This is a genomic window from Pseudomonas synxantha (genome assembly GCF_900105675.1).
GTDB lineage: Bacteria > Pseudomonadota > Gammaproteobacteria > Pseudomonadales > Pseudomonadaceae > Aquipseudomonas > Aquipseudomonas synxantha.
Genome location: NZ_LT629786.1, coordinates 3507931 through 3526162 on the forward strand (window position 1 = coordinate 3507931; position 18232 = coordinate 3526162).

Annotated in this window: 17 protein-coding genes; 8 read left to right on the forward strand and 9 right to left on the reverse strand. The window is 62.1% G+C overall.

Annotation, left to right across the window (positions count from 1 at the left end; genetic code table 11):
• The first annotated feature begins 137 nt into the window (after positions 1-137).
• Both BLU48_RS16235 and BLU48_RS16240 read left to right on the forward strand, forming a co-directional pair.
• Complete coding sequence (locus tag BLU48_RS16235; protein WP_057023777.1) at positions 138-902, forward strand: response regulator; 765 nt, start codon at positions 138-140, stop codon at positions 900-902.
• Complete coding sequence (locus BLU48_RS16240) at positions 902-1936, forward strand: sensor histidine kinase (protein WP_057023538.1); 1035 nt, start codon at positions 902-904, stop codon at positions 1934-1936. Before BLU48_RS16235 ends, BLU48_RS16240 begins: the two co-directional genes overlap by 1 nt.
• A 5-nt stretch (positions 1937-1941) precedes the next feature.
• Here the strand turns inward: BLU48_RS16240 and BLU48_RS16245 are convergent, their stop codons facing one another.
• The 6 genes from BLU48_RS16245 to BLU48_RS16270 form a co-directional block, all read right to left on the reverse strand.
• The gene (locus BLU48_RS16245; RefSeq protein ID WP_057014078.1) at positions 1942-3006 is read right to left on the reverse strand and encodes an AI-2E family transporter; all 1065 of its coding nucleotides are present in this window, start codon (positions 3004-3006) and stop codon (positions 1942-1944) included.
• A 72-nt stretch (positions 3007-3078) separates the two neighbouring features.
• Positions 3079-3897: a DUF4892 domain-containing protein gene (locus BLU48_RS16250; protein ID WP_057023537.1), complete on the reverse strand. Its 819-nt coding sequence runs from the start codon at positions 3895-3897 to the stop codon at positions 3079-3081.
• 102 nt (positions 3898-3999) lie between these two features.
• A complete protein-coding gene (locus tag BLU48_RS16255; protein WP_057023536.1) occupies positions 4000-4854 on the reverse strand; it encodes an alpha/beta hydrolase in 855 nt (284 codons plus the stop codon).
• Entirely contained in the window at positions 4851-5654 is an 804-nt protein-coding gene (locus BLU48_RS16260) for an alpha/beta fold hydrolase (protein ID WP_057023535.1), read from the reverse strand. Before BLU48_RS16260 ends, BLU48_RS16255 begins: the two co-directional genes overlap by 4 nt.
• 97 nt (positions 5655-5751) lie before the next feature.
• A complete protein-coding gene (locus BLU48_RS16265; protein WP_043051244.1) occupies positions 5752-6195 on the reverse strand; it encodes a hotdog fold thioesterase in 444 nt (147 codons plus the stop codon).
• A 30-nt stretch (positions 6196-6225) separates the two neighbouring features.
• A complete protein-coding gene (locus BLU48_RS16270; protein ID WP_057023534.1) occupies positions 6226-7875 on the reverse strand; it encodes an AMP-binding protein in 1650 nt (549 codons plus the stop codon).
• Positions 7876-8538: 663 nt separating this feature from the next.
• Here BLU48_RS16270 and BLU48_RS31745 point away from each other — a divergent pair.
• Positions 8539-9012 (forward strand): hypothetical protein, encoded by a 474-nt coding sequence (locus BLU48_RS31745; RefSeq protein WP_156786503.1) that lies wholly within the window; start codon positions 8539-8541, stop codon positions 9010-9012.
• A 183-nt stretch (positions 9013-9195) separates the two neighbouring features.
• Here BLU48_RS31745 and sixA read toward each other — a convergent pair whose 3' ends face one another.
• From sixA to BLU48_RS16290, 3 genes are read right to left on the reverse strand one after another with little or no spacing between them, the layout of a single operon-like run.
• The gene (gene sixA, locus BLU48_RS16280; protein WP_057025724.1) at positions 9196-9645 is read right to left on the reverse strand and encodes a phosphohistidine phosphatase SixA; all 450 of its coding nucleotides are present in this window, start codon (positions 9643-9645) and stop codon (positions 9196-9198) included.
• Positions 9642-9992: a DUF4389 domain-containing protein gene (locus BLU48_RS16285; protein WP_172833443.1), complete on the reverse strand. Its 351-nt coding sequence runs from the start codon at positions 9990-9992 to the stop codon at positions 9642-9644. The genes sixA and BLU48_RS16285 overlap by 4 nt, the downstream gene beginning before the upstream one ends.
• A 7-nt stretch (positions 9993-9999) precedes the next feature.
• On the reverse strand, positions 10000-11025 hold the full coding sequence (locus BLU48_RS16290) for an NAD(P)H-dependent glycerol-3-phosphate dehydrogenase (protein WP_057025726.1): 1026 nt from the start codon (positions 11023-11025) through the stop codon (positions 10000-10002).
• 195 nt (positions 11026-11220) lie between these two features.
• Here BLU48_RS16290 and BLU48_RS16295 point away from each other — a divergent pair, with 195 nt between their 5' ends.
• The 5 genes from BLU48_RS16295 to fabB all read left to right on the forward strand — a co-directional run bounded on the left by BLU48_RS16295 (position 11221) and on the right by fabB (position 18170).
• The gene (locus BLU48_RS16295; RefSeq protein WP_331717121.1) at positions 11221-13344 is read left to right on the forward strand and encodes a TonB-dependent receptor plug domain-containing protein; all 2124 of its coding nucleotides are present in this window, start codon (positions 11221-11223) and stop codon (positions 13342-13344) included.
• A 1-nt stretch (position 13345) separates the two neighbouring features.
• Positions 13346-14275: an ABC transporter substrate-binding protein gene (locus BLU48_RS16300; RefSeq protein WP_057025727.1), complete on the forward strand. Its 930-nt coding sequence runs from the start codon at positions 13346-13348 to the stop codon at positions 14273-14275.
• Positions 14272-16173, forward strand: coding sequence for an ATP-binding protein (locus BLU48_RS16305; RefSeq protein WP_057025728.1), 1902 nt, complete (start codon positions 14272-14274; stop codon positions 16171-16173). Before BLU48_RS16300 ends, BLU48_RS16305 begins: the two co-directional genes overlap by 4 nt.
• A 249-nt stretch (positions 16174-16422) precedes the next feature.
• Complete coding sequence (fabA, locus tag BLU48_RS16310; RefSeq protein WP_003190035.1) at positions 16423-16938, forward strand: 3-hydroxyacyl-[acyl-carrier-protein] dehydratase FabA; 516 nt, start codon at positions 16423-16425, stop codon at positions 16936-16938.
• A gap of 11 nt (positions 16939-16949) precedes the next feature.
• Positions 16950-18170: a beta-ketoacyl-ACP synthase I gene (gene fabB / locus BLU48_RS16315; RefSeq protein WP_057025729.1), complete on the forward strand. Its 1221-nt coding sequence runs from the start codon at positions 16950-16952 to the stop codon at positions 18168-18170.
• Positions 18171-18232: the final 62 nt, after the last annotated feature.

An 18232-nucleotide genomic window follows, 5' to 3' on the forward strand; every position in this document is an offset into this window, starting at 1 on the left:
TCAAAGTTGATACAGACTCGACACGCCCTCAACACGCCGTGGGCCTAGCCTCGCGCACGTGACCGCCCGCCCGGTACTTCCAGGCTTGGAACCGGGCGCCTATGCTGACCGCAACAACCCAGGCAGATGATCGCACTATGCATACCCCCTCCGCCCCCGTAACCGAAGAGCCAAAAGACGCGGTGATCGCCGAAGACAAGCGCTGGAATACCCGTGCGCTGATTGTCGACGACGACGTGCCGATCCGCGAACTGCTGATCGACTACCTGGCGCGCTTCAATATCCTCGCCTCGGGTGTCACCGACGGCACCGCCATGCGCCAAGCCATGCAAGCCGAGACCTTCGATGTGGTGGTGCTCGACCTGATGCTGCCGGGCGAGGACGGGCTGTCGCTGTGCCGCTGGTTGCGCGCCGAGTCGGACATTCCGATCCTGATGCTCACCGCCCGTTGCGAACCCACCGACCGCATCATCGGCCTGGAACTGGGCGCCGATGACTACATGTCCAAACCGTTCGAGCCCCGGGAGCTGGTCGCGCGTATCCAGACCATCCTGCGCCGGGTGCGCGATGACCGCAGCGAGCAACGCACCAACATCCGCTTCGACAATTGGCGCCTCAACAGCGTGCTGCGCCAGTTGGTGGCCGATGACGGCCTGGTGGTACCGCTGTCCAACGCCGAGTTTCGCTTGCTGTGGGTGTTCATCGAACGCCCGCGCCGTGTGCTGAGTCGCGAACAATTGCTGGATGCCGCCCGCGGCCGCTCCATCGAAGCCTTTGATCGCAGCATCGACTTGCTGGTGTCGCGCCTGCGCCAGAAGCTGGGAGATGATCCCAGGGCGCCACAACTGATCAAGACCGTGCGCGGCGAAGGCTACCTGTTCGATGCCCGGGATATCGGCTGATGCGTGCCACCCTCAATACGCTGTTCGGGCGATTGTTCGGCCTATTGCTGGTGGCCATTGTGCTGGCCCACGTGCTGGCGATCTTCTGGTTCCACCACTATGGCCGGCCACCGCCCCCGCCTCCCGAGGTGTTCGTCGAACAACCGGATGGCACCCTCAAGCCACTGCACAAGGAACCTCGCCCTTGGTTTGGTGGGCCGTTGGTACCGCTGACGTTTCAATTTATCTCGTTGATCATCGCCGCCTGGTACGGTGCCAAGCTGTTGAGTCGGCCGATCCAGCGCCTGAGCGCAGCGGCCGAGCGCTTGAGCATCGACCTCGACAGCCCGCCCCTGGTGGAGTCCGGCCCGCGCGAAGCACGGCAGGCCGCGTCGACCTTCAATCTCATGCAAAAGCGTATCCGCGAGCAAGTCAGCCAGCGTGCACGCATGCTCGGTGCGGTCTCCCACGACCTGCGCACCCCGCTGTCGCGCCTCAAGCTGCGCCTGGAACAGATCGAGGACACCCAGCTGCAAGGCCAGATGCGCCAGGACCTGGACGACATGATCGGCATGCTCGATGCCACCCTGAGCTACCTGCACGAACAACGCACCAGCGAGACACGGCACTGGCTCGACGTGCAGGCGCTGGTGGAGTCCCTCAGCGAAAACGCCCAGGACCAAGGCAGCGATGTGCAATTTTCCGGTACCTGTGCACCGTTGCAAGTACAGCCGATGGCCTTGCGCTCATGCCTTAACAACCTGATCGACAATGCCCTGCGCTATGCCGGCACGGCACATATCGTCCTGACGGACAGCCGCGACGCGCTGGTCATCCGTGTGATTGACCACGGCCCGGGCATTGCGGCCGACAAGCGTGAGGCGGTGTTCGAGCCGTTTTACCGACTCGAAGGGTCACGCAACCGCAACTCCGGCGGCGTCGGCCTGGGCATGACGATTTCCAGGGAAGCGGCGGAGCGCTTGGGCGGCCGCTTGAGCCTGGAAGAGACGCCTGGTGGCGGGCTGACCGCCGTCATGTGGCTGCCCCGCACCTGAACGCCTCAGTTACAGGGTTTGTCTTCGCGGCGGACTTGCGCCTGAGTGGCGCTCCAGTCTGTCAGCAGGCTGTAGGCCACCGCCAGTAAGGTCGGGCCGATAAACAGGCCGATAAAGCCGAACGCTATCAAGCCGCCAAACACGCCCAGCAGCACAATCACCAGCGGCAGGTTGCCGCCACGGCTGATCAGGTACGGCTTGAGTACGTTATCCACGCCACTGATCACGAACGTGCCCCATACACCCAGGAACACGGCATAGGTGTAGTCGCCCTTCCACGCCAGCCAAGCCGTGGCCGGAATCCACACCAGCGGCGGGCCCATGGGGATCAGGCTGAGCAGGAAAGTGACGATACCCAGCACCAGCGCACCCGGCACGCCGGCGATCAGGAAGCCGATCAGGGCCAGCAGGGCCTGGGCCGCTGCGGTACCGATCACACCATTGACCACCCGTTGCACAGTGCCGGCCACCAGTTCGATGTAATAGCCGGCGCGCTCGCCGATCAGGCGCTCCAGCAAGCGGTGCACAAACATCGCCAGGCGCGGCCCGTCACGGTAGAAAAAGAACACGAAGACCAGGCTCAGGGTCAGCTCGAGAATGCCGCCGCCAATTTGCGCACTGCGCGCCAGCAGCCAATTGCCGACCTGGCCGAGGTACGGCTTGATGGTGACCATCAGCGCCGCGCCTTGTTGATCGATACTGTCCCACATTCCCGCCAGGCGCTCGCCAACCAACGGAATCGAACCCAGCCAGGACGGCGCCTCGGGCAAGCCGTCGACCTGGATATCCTTGATCAGCGCCACTGCATCGCGCACATGGTCGGCGAGGTTGAACCCCAGCCATACCAGCGGCACTGCCACCAGCAACATCCAGCCCAGGGTCAGGATGCCGGCGGCCAGGGACTCCCGGCCACCCAGCCAGCGCGTGAGCAAACGCATCAGCGGCCAACTGGCAAATGCCAGCACCGCCCCCCAGAACAGCGCCGACCAGAACGGCGCCATGACCCAGAAGCTGGCACCGAACAGCACCAGCAGCAGGATTTGCACCAGCAGGCGATCGTTATTGAGCATCGGGTATCTCGAGAATAAGGCTATTGGAAGAGAGCTTAGGCGAACGGCGCGGGTCCGTTCGCCTGATAACGGTCAGCGTATCAGATGCAGGTGCAATCCCTTAGCGTCACCGGTGCCGGTTTCCAGGCGGGCAGCGCGCACGCCGGCATCGATCAGCCCTTGGCGCCAGGCTTCGGCGGTGGGCCCGGTCAGGCTGATGCGCAAGGTGGTGTCGAGGTTCAGGCCGCGGGAAATCAAGGTCAGCCACGTGGCGTCAGGTTCGGCACCCAGCGCCGGGAAGTCCAGCTCGCCGGTGCTTTTCAGTTCACGCAACAGCGTGGCAGAGGTCGGCAGCAGGTTACCCAAAGGCGCGCTGGCGTCGAGTTGCTCGACATGCAGGTAAGCGCGACGGTTACCGCGGGTGATGCCGTACAGCGCGACCAGGGAATTGTCCTGCGGGGCGGCCAGGCGCAGCAGCAGGTATTCCTGCTGGCCATCGGCCCCCACCAGCTTGGCGTTGCCGAACACTTCATTGGCCCACAGGCTGCTTTCGCCGCAATCGCGGGCCTGGCACCAGAACAGCAATTGCGCGCCGTTGGCCTGCAAGGCTTCGCGCGTTGCCGTGAAGGCCGCGCTGGAACTGTGCTCGGCGGGCAGTTCATAGGTGATTGCAGTGGCTTGGCCCCGCGCGGTGGCCTGGCCCTCGGAGCGCAACTGGCCGCTGATCTTGCGGATGGCGCCCATGGGGTAGATGCGTTCCTTTTCTTCAGCGGGGCGATAATCGACGATTTGCGCGTCAACCTGGCGGGCCACGGCAGGTAGATCCTGGCTGCCCGGCACGTCAGCGGCGAACACCAGGGGGCTGAAACAGCAAAGGCCAAGAGCACGGAGACATCCTTTACCCAGGCTCATCGGATCAATGAGCCCTGGCCAATGGGGGTGACAGCGGTATTGAGTGTGTACATAGTTGACTCCCTTTCAATCCGCCCAGCCTCGGCAGTTGACCTCGCCAAGTCAAGGCGCGGAGAAGAACCGATTGAAACAGTCTGCAACAAGAACGGCGCCGGGCTCGTCATTCAAGTGTAAATGATGGCCACCTGGCAGCGTGGTGACGGTGAAGGGCAGCTGGGAAAGCAATTCAGCATGTTTCGCCAGCATGCCGTCAGCCGCGACCACCAACTGCGTAGGGCAACCTACGCGCCTTACGAAAGCCATAGCCTGCTCATCGGTCAGGCGCGTCGGCGATGCCAAGGTCAGGCGGCTGTCGCTGCGCCAGGTGTAACCGCCCGGTACTGGCATCAGGCCGCGCTGGGCCAGCAGTTCCGCGGCTTCACGACTGACCGCCACCACGCCCTTCATCCGCGCCTCCACCGCTCGATCGAGCGTGCCGTAGACAGGCTTGCGCTTGTCTTGCAGGCTCATTTGCGCCTGCAAGGCCATGCCCAGGCGTTCGGCCGCGTTCTCGGCGCTGGCGGTCGGAGGGATCACGCCATCGATCAAACCCAAGTGCGTCACACGCTCCGGCAAGGCCCCAGCCAACACCAGGGAGACGATGGCACCCAGGGAATGGCCAAGTAATGCAAAACGTTGCCAGCCCAATTGCTCGGCGACCTGCAGCACGTCATAGACATAGTCCCACAAGGCATAACCGGCCCCTGCCGGACGATGGTCCGAGTGCCCGTGCCCCGCCAGATCCAGCGCGACAATACGCAAGCCGTGCAGCTTGGGCGCCAGGCGCGCAAAGCTGTTGGCGTTGTCCAGCCAGCCATGCAGGGCGATCACCGGCAGGCCATCCTCGGGGCCGAACAGATGAGCCGCCAACTCAATGTGCGGCAGGCTCAGGCGAACTTCTTCGACAGGTGTGCTCATGCGCAACTGCGCTCGCGGGCTTGCCAACGGGCGAACAGGTTCTTGATCAAGGTGGCGGTGTCCTGGGGGCGTTCCAGGGGGAACATATGGCCGCCCGGCATGGTGAGCATTTCGCCCATGGGCAGGCGGTCGACGCCGCTGGCATGGTGGCGCATCACCACACGGCTCTGGCGCCCACGCACCACCGCCAGCGGCACCTTCAATTGGCGCACCTGGCCCGGGCTGGTGTGGGGTAAGCCGCGATAGATGCTGATTTCGGTGGCCGGATCGAAACGCAGGCGCAGGCGGTCGCCCACTTGCTGCAGGCCATGTTGCAGGTACGCGTCAAAACAATCGGGATCGAAGCCACGAAAAAGGGTCTTGCCGGCAAAATAGCTGCGTGCGGCTTCAAGGTCGGTGAACTCTTCACGGCGGCCGAGGGTGCGCCCAGCCGGCGTCAGGCGGTCGATAAAGCCAAAACGCTTGGCGGCACGGATCACCCAGCGGTCCGCCCGGGTCAGCACCGGCGAATCCAGCATTACCACGCCCCGGTACAACTGCGGGCAACGCATGGCTGCGTGCAAGTGCAGCACGCCCCCGAGGGAATGGCCCACGCCCCACACCGGCTCCGGCTGCTGTTGCAGATGGTGGATCAACTCATCCACCAGGTTCTGCCAGTTATCGTCCACCGGGAACCTGGGGTCGTGACCGTGCTGCGGCAGGTGCGCCACCGCATATTCCGGGGCCAGGGCGGCAAACAGCTTGCCGTAAGTGGCCGATGGGAAGCCATTGGCGTGGGTAAAAAACACGTGCTGCGGCATACAGGTTCCATCGACGAAAACAGAGGTGGATTGTCACCATGCCGGCGCCCTGCGGCAATGACTGTAACTGCCAGGAATGATGACACTCACGCCACGCCTATCGCGCCGGTGGTTTTTCGCCCAGCGGCACCACGGCCATGGTCAGCCGCGAGATACAGCTGGCCTTGCCGTCGTCGCTGCTCAGGCGGATGTCCCACACCTGGGTCGTGCGCCCGATATGAATAGCCTTGGCCACCGCCGTCACCCGCCCGCTACGCACGCCACGCAGGTGGTTGGCATTGACCTCCAGGCCCACGCAATAGAACTTGCTCGCGTCGATGCACAGGTAGGCCGCCATGGAGCCGACACTCTCGGCCAGCACCACCGAGGCGCCGCCGTGCAACAGCCCGTAAGGCTGATGGGTGCGGTGATCGACCACCATGCTGGCGGTGAGGGATTCGTCGTCGAAGCTTTCGAAACGAATATCCAGCAACTCGCCGATGGTGTTTTTCTGCATCGCATTGAGTTGTTCAATATTCGGTTGGGTGCGCCACAGGCTCATGGGGTTGTCCTTGTTGATTTTATTACGTGCCTAATCCTGCCACAGAACGGTTTCGGTGCGCGCGCTCCATGCCTGCAATTGTGGCCCGTACGTCGACTCGATCACGTTGCGCTTGATCTTCAAGGTCGGGGTCAGAAAGCCGTTTTCCACCGCCCAACTGTCTTTCACCACCACCAGTTGGCGCAGGCGCTCATGTTTATCCAGGACAGCGTTGACCTGTTCCAGCCAGCGTTCAAGACCGGCGCCAAGGGTTCGATGGTCCTCATGCGGCGCCGACAACACACAAAGCCCGATCGGCGCGCCGAGCCCCTCCCCGACCACACAGACTTGTTCGATGCGCGCATGTTCGGCCAGGCGATTTTCAATCGGTGCCGGGGCGACGTATTTGCCTTTGCTGGTCTTGAAGATCTCCTTGAGGCGCCCGGTCAGGCGCAGGCGGCCGTCAGCGTCCTGCTCGCCCTTGTCACCGGTACGCAGGAAGCCGTCCTCGGTGAGCGTTTCAGCGGTTTTCTGCGGGTCCTTGAAATAGCCCTGCATGGTCGCGCCGCTGCGCACCTGCACCTCGCCCGCCGGATCGATGCGCACTTCCACGCCAGGGCACGGCAGGCCGATCCAGCCTGGCTTCTGTGCACCCGGGGTACACACATGGGAATAGCCACAGTTTTCGCTCATGCCATACACCTCCAGCACGTCCAGGCCCAGGCGCTGATACCAGCGCAACAGCGCCTCGGGCACCGGTGCCGCGCCGGACAGGGCGATGCGCAGCGCATCCAGCCCCAGGCCCGCCAGCACTTTATGGCCGACACGCTTGCCGATGAATGGCAGGCGCAACAGGGTTTCGAGGCGCTTTTCCGGGAGCTTGGCGTAGACCCCCAGTTGGAATCTGGTCCAGATGCGAGGCACGCCAAACAAGGCCGTCGGGCGTGCCCTGCGCAAATCGGTGAGGAAGGTCTCCAGGCTTTGCGCAAAAAACACGGTTTGCCCGGTGTAGATCGAGGCCATTTCCACAAACATGCGTTCGGCCACATGACACAGCGGCAGGTAGGACAGCAGCCGGTCTGCTTCCCCCAGGCCAAACAACTCGGTGCCGCGAGTAGCGGCAAAGCCCAGGGCACCGAACGTGTGCATCACGCCTTTGGGCAGCCCGGTAGTCCCGGAGGTATAAACAATGGTGGCCAGTGTCGAGGCAAGGGGCTCTGGGTTGTCCTGGATCGGTGAGCAGGCTTGCAGGTCCGCCCAGCTGAAATCGAACGTCCCCGCCGGGCACAGCGGCAGGCTGATGGTCGGCACACCCGCTGGAATACCCGGCGCCATTGCCGGCCAATCATCCAGCTTGCCGATCAACGCCAACGCCGCCTCGGAATGGGTCAGCACGTGGGCAACGGAGTCGGCGGTGAGGTTGGGATAGAGCGGCACCGAGACATGCCCGGCCATCCAGATGGCCAGGTCGGCGATGATCCAGTGCGCACAGTTTTTTGAGATCAGGGCGATGTGCGAGCCCTGGGGCAACTCCCGGCCACGCAGCCAATGGGCGGCGCACCGGGCCTGGAGGCCGACATCGCCCCAGGTCAGGGTCTGCACCTCGCCGCCATCGAGGGGCTGTACCAGGAAAACCTTGCGTGGGTGCCGCGCTTCACGCTCGAAGAAAACCTGTAACGGCAAACGAAAAGCGACAGGCATGGGACGCGCTCCTTTGTGATCCGTCAAACAGTCAACCAAGCACTTGCTTGGTTGACTGTATAGCACATACAAAGGCAACGGCCTGCTGGAGCGATAGGCTATAAGGCCGCTATCGAGGCATAGGTGGCTACATGATTTTGGCGCGGCCCCGGTCAGTCAAGCGAACGAAATGCTCAAGACAGCGAGGATCCAATGTGGGAGTCCCCACCACATCTTCGATGTGACGCTGTCGCGCAGCAAACTAGGGAGCTTGCTCCCGTGGCGGCCTGACAGCCGACCGGGATGTTGGATCAGACCGAGTACATATCCGTTATTTAGGTTACGGCCACTATTGGTTCCGCTTTTACAGCGGGTCACTTTTGAAAAGAGCCCAAAAGTAACCAAAAGGCTCTTGCCCCACCACTCGGCACCTCGCCCAGGCTCGGTGTGCCCGTAATCCGACATTGATTTGGGGGGCCGCCGCCACGCGCCATCCATGGCGCGGGGCGGCTAAACCGGCATCCCTGCCGGTTTACCCCCCAAATCAACATCGAATTCCGGCCAGCGTGGTTTAACGGGGCGCCTAAGATCAAAAGCACAGCGAGGCGGCCTTATAGCCGACCTGATTGTTGAGGCGTGCGCGTACCCCTGTGGGAGCGGGCTTGCCCGCGAAGGTCGTTAACGATGACGCGGAAAACCAGAAAGAACGCGGCGTTCTCAGGTTTTTCGCGAGCGCTCCTGCAGAAAAAACAGAAGCGCCGCCAGCGTATCTGCGATGCGCAGCGAGTCGCTTTTGATCTTGATCTCAGGCGCCCCGTTAAACCACGCTGGCCGAACGCAGGCTTGAAGCCGTGGGTAACCCGGCAGGACGCCGGGTTAGCCGTCCTGGGCCAAGGATGGCCCATGACGGCGGCCCACGGTTTCAAGCCGGAGAGAGGGCACACCGAGCCTGGGCGAGGTGCCGAGTGGTGGGGCAAGAGCCTTTTGGTTACTTTTGGGCTCTTTTCAAAAGTGAGCCGCTGTAAGAGCGGAACCTATAGTGGCCGTTACCTAAGCAACGGATATGTACTCGCCCCATCAACCCAACAACCCGGTCACATCGACGACGTGGCGCCGTCGCGCAGCAATCTGGGCCGCCTCCAAAATATCCGGCGTTAAGACTAAATTTTAACTATTTAAAATCAGTAGCTTAATTGAAGTTTGAGGGGCTTGCTCCCGATGAGGGAGTGTCAGCAAATTCATCTGGAGCTGACACCGCCATCGGGGGCAAGCCCCCTCCCACATTTAGATCGTCGTCAGGCCACAGGTCCAGCGTCGCACCAACGCTGTGTAAATACCTATCTACGGATTCTTCACATCGACCAGGCTCATCAAGCCGGCCAGCGGAAAATCGCCCTCAAGCTCTGCAAGGCTCGCCGTGTACATCGGCTGCGGCTGGCGCTGATGCCCGTGCAGCAGAAAGCTGATCAGGCTACCCACCAGGGGTTGGTGGCTGACCAGCAGCACGTTGTCGTCGGTGTCGAGTTTTTCCAGCACCTGCTGCGGGTTACCATCGGGCGTCAGCCACGGCACCGTACGGATCTCCGGCTTGAACGCCAACGCTTCCTGCACCAATTGCGCCGTCTGCTGCGCCCGCACATAGGGGCTCGCGATGATGGCGCTGAGGGGCTGGCCAATCAGGTGCGCAGCGCTGCGCAATACTTCGGCGCGCCCATGCTCGGTGAGGTTGCGTTCGGCGTCGGTCCGGGCATGCCCTTGGGCTTCACCGTGGCGCAGAATCCACAACTTCATAGCTTTGGCTCTTCATCACGCACGGGGTGCGGAGCCGGCGGCACACTGTGAGCGGCTTCGCCTTCCGGGGCACGCGGGGCTGGCCAATCGGCGAACGGCCAGGGCTTTTGCTCGGTGTGGAAGCTGCCGAAGCGACCGATCTGCGCGAGGAACTGGCTGAGGCTGTCACCAAAGTTCATCAGGCCCAGGTTAGGTGCGCCGTAGATCACACGGTAAACCAGCTGCACCACCACCAGTGCGCCGAGCAGCAATTGCGCCACCTGCCACACCAGCGCGAATACCAGCATCCACAGGACGCGCAAGGCAATCGACTCGTATTTGGGGGCGGCTTTCGGATCGTTCATGATGCGTTCCTCAGTTGAAACCACTGGTGGAAATAAAGTCGACATCGGTCTTGGGCTCGGCCCGCATTAACAGCTCGATGACCTGGTCCAAGGTGCGCCCTTCGAACAGGATCGCGTGCAGGCCGGCGACCAGCGGCATATACACGCCGACCTCCTGGGCCTTGGCTTTGAGTACCTTGAGGGTGTTGACCCCTTCGGCCACTTCGCCCAGGCGCGTCACCGCCTCCTCCAGGCTCAGGCCCTGGCCCAGGGCAAACCCGACCTGATAGTTACGGCTCTTGGGCGATGAACAGGTGACGATCAAGTCGCCCACGCCTGCCAGGCCGAGGAACGTCATCGGGTTGGCGCCCTGGTTCACCGCAAAGCGAGTCATCTCGGCCAGGGCGCGGGTGATCAACATACTCTTGGTGTTTTCCCCCATGCCCAGGGCCACGGCCATGCCGGCAATGATCGCGTAGACGTTTTTCAGTGCCCCGCCCAATTCGACGCCAAAACGGTCGGCGCTGGCATAGACCCGGAAAGTACGGCCATGCAACACCGCCTGCACACGCTCACACAAGGCTTCGTCTTCGCTGGCGACCACCGTGGCCGTCAGGGCGTGCTCGGCGACTTCCCGCGCCAGGTTCGGCCCGGATAGCACGCCAATGCGCGCCTGAGGTGCGATCTCTGTGAGGATTTCACTCATCAGCTTGAAGGTATGGGCCTCGATACCCTTGGTCAGGCTGACCAGCAGCTTGCCTGCCAGGCGTTCGGAATGGGGGGCCAGCACCGAGCGCAAGGCGCTGGAGGGCAGCGCGACAAAGCACAGGTCGCAGGCCGTGAGCGTGTCCAGCAGGTCGGTGACCGGCTCGACCGCCGGATGAATCTTGATGCCTTTAAGGTAACGGGGGTTTTCACGATGCACGCGAATCGCTTCGGCCTGCTCGGGGTCGCGCATCCACTGACGCACCGTCTGGCCGTTCTCGGCCAGCAGGTTAGCCACGGCGGTACCAAAACTTCCGCCTCCCAGGACCGCGATAGGGCGCTGTTCTGTCATATGCAATCCGTTAATCCATACCAGTGGCGATGGCGGCATTATACGGGGCGCCCCGCTTGCGGCCAGCCCCCGTATCAATTCGCACGCCTGTCGGAAAATGCCACGCCTGTGCTAGGTAATTGCAAATCCGACGACTGGCAAATAGCCCCGCCTCAGTTAACATGGGCGGCTATCCGTCATTAACAAGGCCGTGCCGTGTATCTGGGCCCTCCTCCTCGCTCATCTCTAATGTTGATGCTGTTGTGCAGCCTGCCTGCACTGGCTGACGATCTGTTTCTCGACGGCCAACCGCTGCCGCAGGTCTTGACCGCCACGCGCCTCAAGCAATCGGCCGCCGCCGTGCCCGGCAGCATGACGGTGATCGACAGCGAGCTGATCAAGGCCAGCGGCGCCCGGGACATTTCGGAACTGCTGCGGCTGGTGCCCGGGATGATGGTCGGCTACACCACTGGCAACCAGGCGTCGGTGAACTACCACGGCACCAGCGCCAGTGATGCACGGCGCATGCAGGTGTTGATCGACGGTCGCTCGGTGTATCGCGCCGGCCTGGCCACGGTGGACTGGAGCGATATCCCGGTAGCCATGGAGGATATCGAGCGCATCGAGGTATTTCGCGGTCCCAACACCGTCAGCTATGGCGCCAACGCGCTGATGGCGGTGGTGAATATCCTCACCCGCTCGCCGGCCAACAGCCACGGTTCGCGCATGAAGGTCACCCGTGGCGAACGCGGGATCAACGACTTCTATGCCAGCCAGGGTGTGGGGTGGGAGACCGGCGATTTGCGCCTGTCCCTGTCCGGGCAACAGGACGATGGCTTTGACAGTAACGCCGTCGGCGCCGACCGCCGTGATGGACGGCGCCTCAACCGTTTCAGCCTGGCGGTAAGCCAGACCCTGAACGCGCAACAGAGCCTCGACTGGCAGCTGAACGTCAAGGAAGGCACCAACCAGCGCCCTTATACCTACACGCCGGTATTTGATGGCATTACCGAAGGTGGCAACAATTCCGACATTACCGCCAAGGACTACGCAGGCTCACTGCGCTGGAACTTCGATTTCAACCCCGACCACAGCCTGTACATCCAGGGATCGGCGCAGCAGTGGGACCGCCGGCAAATCTGGAAAGCCTGTGACGCCAAGGTCTCATTCAGCCCGCAGCTGACCCAGTTATGGCAGCTCAACCCCAACTACGCCGAAAGGCTGGCTCGCAACATGGAGACCTACAGCCAAGGCTCCGCCCCACCCGGCAGCGCCGCCGAACAGGCTCTGGCCAATCAGGTGCTCGATCAGTGGAAACACCAGGGTGGCAAGGACCCCGTCTGCGGCGATATCGACCAAAGTACCCGGGAAAGCCGCTACGACCTGGAACTGCAGGACACCCTCAGCCTGTCCGATAGCCTGCGCCTGGTCAGCGGCCTTAATTACCGCTACGACCGCGCCGACTCGGACACCTACTTCAACGGAACGCTCGACGACACCACCTGGCGCCTGTTCGGCCAGCTGGAATGGCGGCCCAGCGAACACTGGCTGCTGCAGGGCGGCGCCATGTACGAAGACACCCACCTGAGCGGCAATTCCCTGACCCCGCGGGTGGCGGTCAATTACCTGATCAACCCACGCCATGGCTTGCGGGCGGTTTACTCCGAGGCGGTCCGCTCGCCGGACATGTTCGAGAACAACGTCAACTGGAGCTACCGCGTCACCAATCTCAGCTCCCCGGCCTATGGGCAAGACTCCGGGCAGTATTTTGTCGTGACGCGCGGCCCCGGCAACCTCGACAAAGAATTGATGCGCTCACGAGAGCTGGGCTACAACGGTTTCTTTGCCGACCTGGGGCTGAATGTCGATGTGAAGCTGTTCTATGACGAAATCACCGACATGATCAGCTCGCCACTGCGCAACAACCAATACATCGCCAGCAACGCCAACAGCTCGCGCTTTACCGGGGCAGAATCACAGTTGGACTGGCGCGTGAGCAACGCCGACCGCCTGCGCCTGACCTATGCTTATGTCGACGCCTCCTCCAGCAACCCGCTGGACAAGGCGCAAACCGCCCGCAACAGCGGCTCGGCCGGATGGCTGCGTGAATGGGGCCAGGGTTGGTCCAGCGCAGTGTTCTACTACGGCGACGACGCACTCAACCAATATCGCTTCCAACGGGTCGACCTGCGGGTGGCCAAGCGCATTGCAGTGGCCAAGACCAATGTGGAACTGGCCGGCATGCTGCAACAACGCCTTGATAACCAGCCCACCAACTGGGCCGACAATAACTACGATCATCGTCACGTCCTCTACTTCAGCGCGGAGCTGGACTTCTGACATGGGCGATCAGTCACGGATGACCCTCTTCTTGATTCCACTGCGCTGGTGCCGCGGCGTGCTGCTGGCAGCCCTGCTGCTGGCGACCCCGGCGTGGAGCGCCGACATCCTGCTGACAGCAGTCCAAGACAGTGCCGGCGTACAAGCCTTTACCCAGGCCCTTGCGCAACAGCGCCCCGAAGACCAGATCACCTTCACCCCGCTCAAGGACTTGCCAGCGCCGAGCCGTTTGCCCGCCAGCACCCGCTTGATCCTCCTCGACTTGCCCGGCCTGGATTGGCGTCTGCAGGACGCTCAAGGCCCGCCGACCCTGGTGCTGCGCATCAGCCGCCTGCAGGCCCGACAACGCCTGGGCGACACGCATCCGGCGAAGATCAGCCTGCTGTGGAGTGACCCGCCGCTGGAACGTCAGTTGCACCTGATCGCCAGCATCCTGCCCCAGGCCCACCGCATCGGCGTGCTTTACGGTGCCGACAGCGAGTTCCTGCTTCGCGAACTGATGCAGTTCGCCAAACCCATGGGCCTGGAAATCGTGCCGCAACGATGGAATAACACCAATGACAGCCGTGCGCTGCAGACCCTGTTCAAGAACAGCGACGTGCTGCTCGGCCTCGACGACCCAAAACTGTACAACCCCAAAACTGCAAAAAACCTGTTGCTGAGCAGCTACGCCCAACAACTGCCACTGGTGGGCCCCAACGCCGGGTTTGTCAGGGCCGGTAGCCTGGCCAGCACCTACAGTGACCAGCCCGACTGGCTCGCCGTGCTGGACCGCCTGCTGGACCATGCGCCGGCCAATTGGCCGCACACCTTGTACCCGGAACACTTCAAAGTCGTGGGCAACCCGCAAGTCGCGCGCTCACTGGGCATCGAACAGGTCGATGAAGCCGCCGTCGCCGCCCGCTTGGCCGAAGGAGAAAAACGCCCATGACCTTGCGTCGTCGTTGGGATATCAACACCCGCACCCAGCTCATTACCCTGGGCCCCGCGTTATTGCTGACCCTGCTGTTGATCAGTTTCTTTACCTTCGTGCGTATCCAGGATTTGCGCCAGGAACTGGATCACACCGGTCAACTGATCGCCAACCAGCTGGCGCCCGCTACCGAGTACGGGGTGATTTCCGGCAACAACGATGTGCTCGAATCCCTGCTGCGCGCGACCTTGGCCACGCCCCACGTACGCTTCCTGGAGATTCAGGACAGCGCCGAAAACATCCTGGTGTATGTCGAGCAACCGTCGGAGAAACATGACCGCTCACTGTCGGTGAAAGTGTTCCAGGCGCCGATCCGCCTGCAACATATCGAGCTGGGCAATGACTTCTTCCAGGACAACCTCAAGGGCCCCATGGTACCCCGCGCAGATTACCTGGGCCGGGTGATCGTCGGCATGTCCAACGACGCGTTCAGCCAGCGCCAGCAACAGATCCTGTTCAAGGCCGGGATCCTGGCGCTGTTCGCCCTGCTGTTCACTTTCCTGCTGGCGCGACGCCTGGCGGCGAGCCTGTCGCAGCCGATCAGCGCCATGGGCAACGCGGTCAAGGCGATCCAGCAGGGCGACTACAAGACCCCACTGCCGATTGTCGATGACTCGGAGCTGGGCGACCTGTCGCGGCATATCAACAACCTGGCCGAGGGCCTCAACCAAGCCAGTCGCGAACAGCAACAAGCCATCGCCCAGTTGATCCAGACCCGCGAGGAAGCCGAGCGTGCGAACAACGCCAAATCGGAATTCCTGGCGATGATGAGCCACGAACTGCGCACGCCCATGAACGGTGTGCTGGGTATGCTGCAACTGCTGGAAACCACCGAGATGACCGAAGAACAGACCGAGTACGCGGCGCTGGCTTCCGAGTCCACCGAGCACTTGCTCAAGGTGATCAACGACATCCTCGACTTCTCACGCATTGAGCGCGCCGCACTGGAACTGGAACATATTTCCTTCAACCTGGCGGACCTGATCAACAGCTGCGCTCAGGCCTTCCAGCACAGCGCCCAGCAGCGCGGGCTGACCCTGGAGTTACCGATTCCTGCGGGCATGGAAGCCCTGCAAGTGCGGGGCGACCCGACACGTATCCGGCAGGTACTGGTCAACCTGATCGGCAACGCGTTGAAATTTACCGAACATGGCAGCGTGACCGTCGAGCCCCATTGGCAAACCCTGGACCACGAACTGGTCTGGTTCACCTGCACGGTGCGCGACAGCGGAATTGGCATTTCTGCCGAACGCCTGGAGCTGATGTTCGATGCGTTCCAGCAGGCCGACAGTTCCATTTCAAGACGTTACGGCGGCACCGGCCTGGGGCTGCCAATTGCGCGCACCCTGGCCGAGCGCATGGGCGGCACCTTGCGGGCCCGGAGCGAAGAAGGCCGGGGCTCGGTGTTTACCCTGGAAATCCCGCTGGCTATCGACCAGCAACAGGTGCAGGCCATTGCTCCAGACGCCGTTGGCAAAACCAGTGCCGGTGACGGACGCCACGTGTTGCTGGTGGAAGACAACCCGGTCAATCGCACAGTGGTCGAAGCAATGTTGCGCAGCCTGGGTTTTGAAGTCAGCCTGGCCACCGATGGCGCCGAGGCGATCCGCAGCGCCGAGAGCCTGATTTTCACCGCCATCCTGATGGATTGCCGCTTGCCGTTGATCGACGGCTACGAAGCCACTCGACAGATTCGCCAACTGCCCGGCTGCGCCGATCTGCCGATTATCGCCCTGACGGCCAACGCATTGCAGGGTGACCGCGAAGCGTGCCTGGCAGCCGGAATGAACGATTACCTGGCCAAGCCGTTCAAACGCACGGATTTGCAGGAAATCCTGCAGCGCTGGGTGCAATAGCGCCGCGCCATCAGCCAACTCTGACTGGCGTGAAAGACGAAAGTGCGGCAGTCTTAGGCACCCGAACGGGCCGATAAACAGGCCCGGTTTAAAATTTCAGTGAACAAGTGTACATTCAGTACCTTGCCGCTGTGACTTTCACTACAACGCAATAGTCTATGTGTAGGCTGCCGCTATGAGGCATGAACGCTTCATTCGGTTCGGGAAGATTTACCCTACCCTGCCGCATGGGATTATTGAGGAGCTCGCATGACCAAACAAAACGCCTTTACTCGGGAAGACCTGCTGCGCTGCAGTCGCGGTGAGCTGTTCGGCCCAGGTAACGCGCAACTGCCCGCCCCGAACATGCTGATGGTGGATCGCATCACCCATATCAGCGAAGAGGGTGGCAAGTACGGCAAAGGTGAATTGGTCGCCGAGCTGGATATCACCCCGGACCTCTGGTTCTTCGCCTGTCACTTCGAAGGCGACCCTGTGATGCCAGGCTGCCTGGGCCTCGATGCCATGTGGCAACTGGTCGGCTTCTACCTGGGCTGGCAAGGCCTGCCGGGCCGCGGCCGCGCCCTGGGTTCGGGCGAAGTGAAGTTCTTTGGCCAGGTCCTGCCGAGCGCCAAGAAAGTCACCTACAACATTCAAATCAAGCGCGTCCTCAAGGGCAAGCTGAACCTGGCCATCGCCGACGGTTCGGTGACTGTCGACGGACGCGAGATCTATACTGCCGAAGGCCTTCGGGTCGGCGTATTCACTTCCACTGACAACTTTTAAGGGTTATCCGCATGCGCCGCGTCGTTATCACTGGTCTGGGCATCGTTTCTTGCCTGGGCAATGACAAAGAGACCGTCACCGCTAACCTGCGTGCAAGTCGCCCTGGCATCCGCTTCAACCCGGAATATGCCGAAATGGGTCTGCGTAGCCAGGTTTCCGGCTCCATCGACCTGCCCCTCGAAGAGCTGATCGATCGCAAGATCTATCGCTTCGTCGGCCACGCTGCCGCCTACGCCTACCTGGCCATGAAAGACGCGATCGCCGATTCCGGCCTGAGCGAAGACCAGGTGTCGAACGTACGTACCGGCCTGATCGCCGGCTCCGGCGGCGCATCGACCCTCAACCAGATGGAAGCGCTGGACATCCTGCGCGAAAAAGGCGTGAAACGCGTTGGCCCTTACCGTGTCACGCGGACCATGGGCAGCACCGTTTCCGCCTGCCTGGCCACGCCATTCCAGATCAAGGGCGTGAACTACTCGATCTCCTCCGCGTGCGCCACCAGTGCCCACTGCATTGGTACTGCCGTTGAGCAGATCCAGCTGGGCAAGCAGGACATCGTATTCGCTGGCGGCGGTGAAGAAGAACATTGGAGCCAGTCGTTCCTGTTCGACGCCATGGGCGCACTGTCCACCCAGTACAACGAAACCCCGGAAAAAGCCTCCCGTGCCTACGACGCCAAGCGTGACGGTTTCGTCATCGCCGGCGGTGGCGGCATGGTGGTGGTCGAGGAGCTGGAACACGCCCTGGCCCGTGGCGCAAAGATCTATGCGGAAATCGTTGGCTACGGCGCAACGTCCGACGGCTACGACATGGTTGCACCAAGCGGCGAAGGTGCCATCCGCTGCATGCAGATGGCCATGGCCACCGTGGATACCCCAATCGACTACCTGAATACCCACGGCACCTCGACTCCGGTCGGTGACGCCAAGGAAATGGAAGGCGTACGTGCGGTATTCGGCGACAAGGCGCCGGCCATCAGCTCCACCAAGAGCCTGTCCGGTCACTCCCTGGGCGCTGCCGGCGTTCACGAAGCGATCTACTGCCTGCTGATGATGGAAGGCAACTTCATGGCCGGCTCGGCCAACATCGAAGAGATCGACCCGGTCGTTGCCGACATGCCGATCCTGACCAAGACCGTAGAAAACGCTAAGATCGACACTGTGATGAGCAACAGCTTCGGCTTCGGTGGCACCAACGCCACCCTGGTACTGAAACGCTGGCAGGGCAAGTAAGCCCCGCAGGCCAAGTCACCTGAAAAAGCCCCGACTGGTTCGGGGCTTTTTTATGGGTGAAC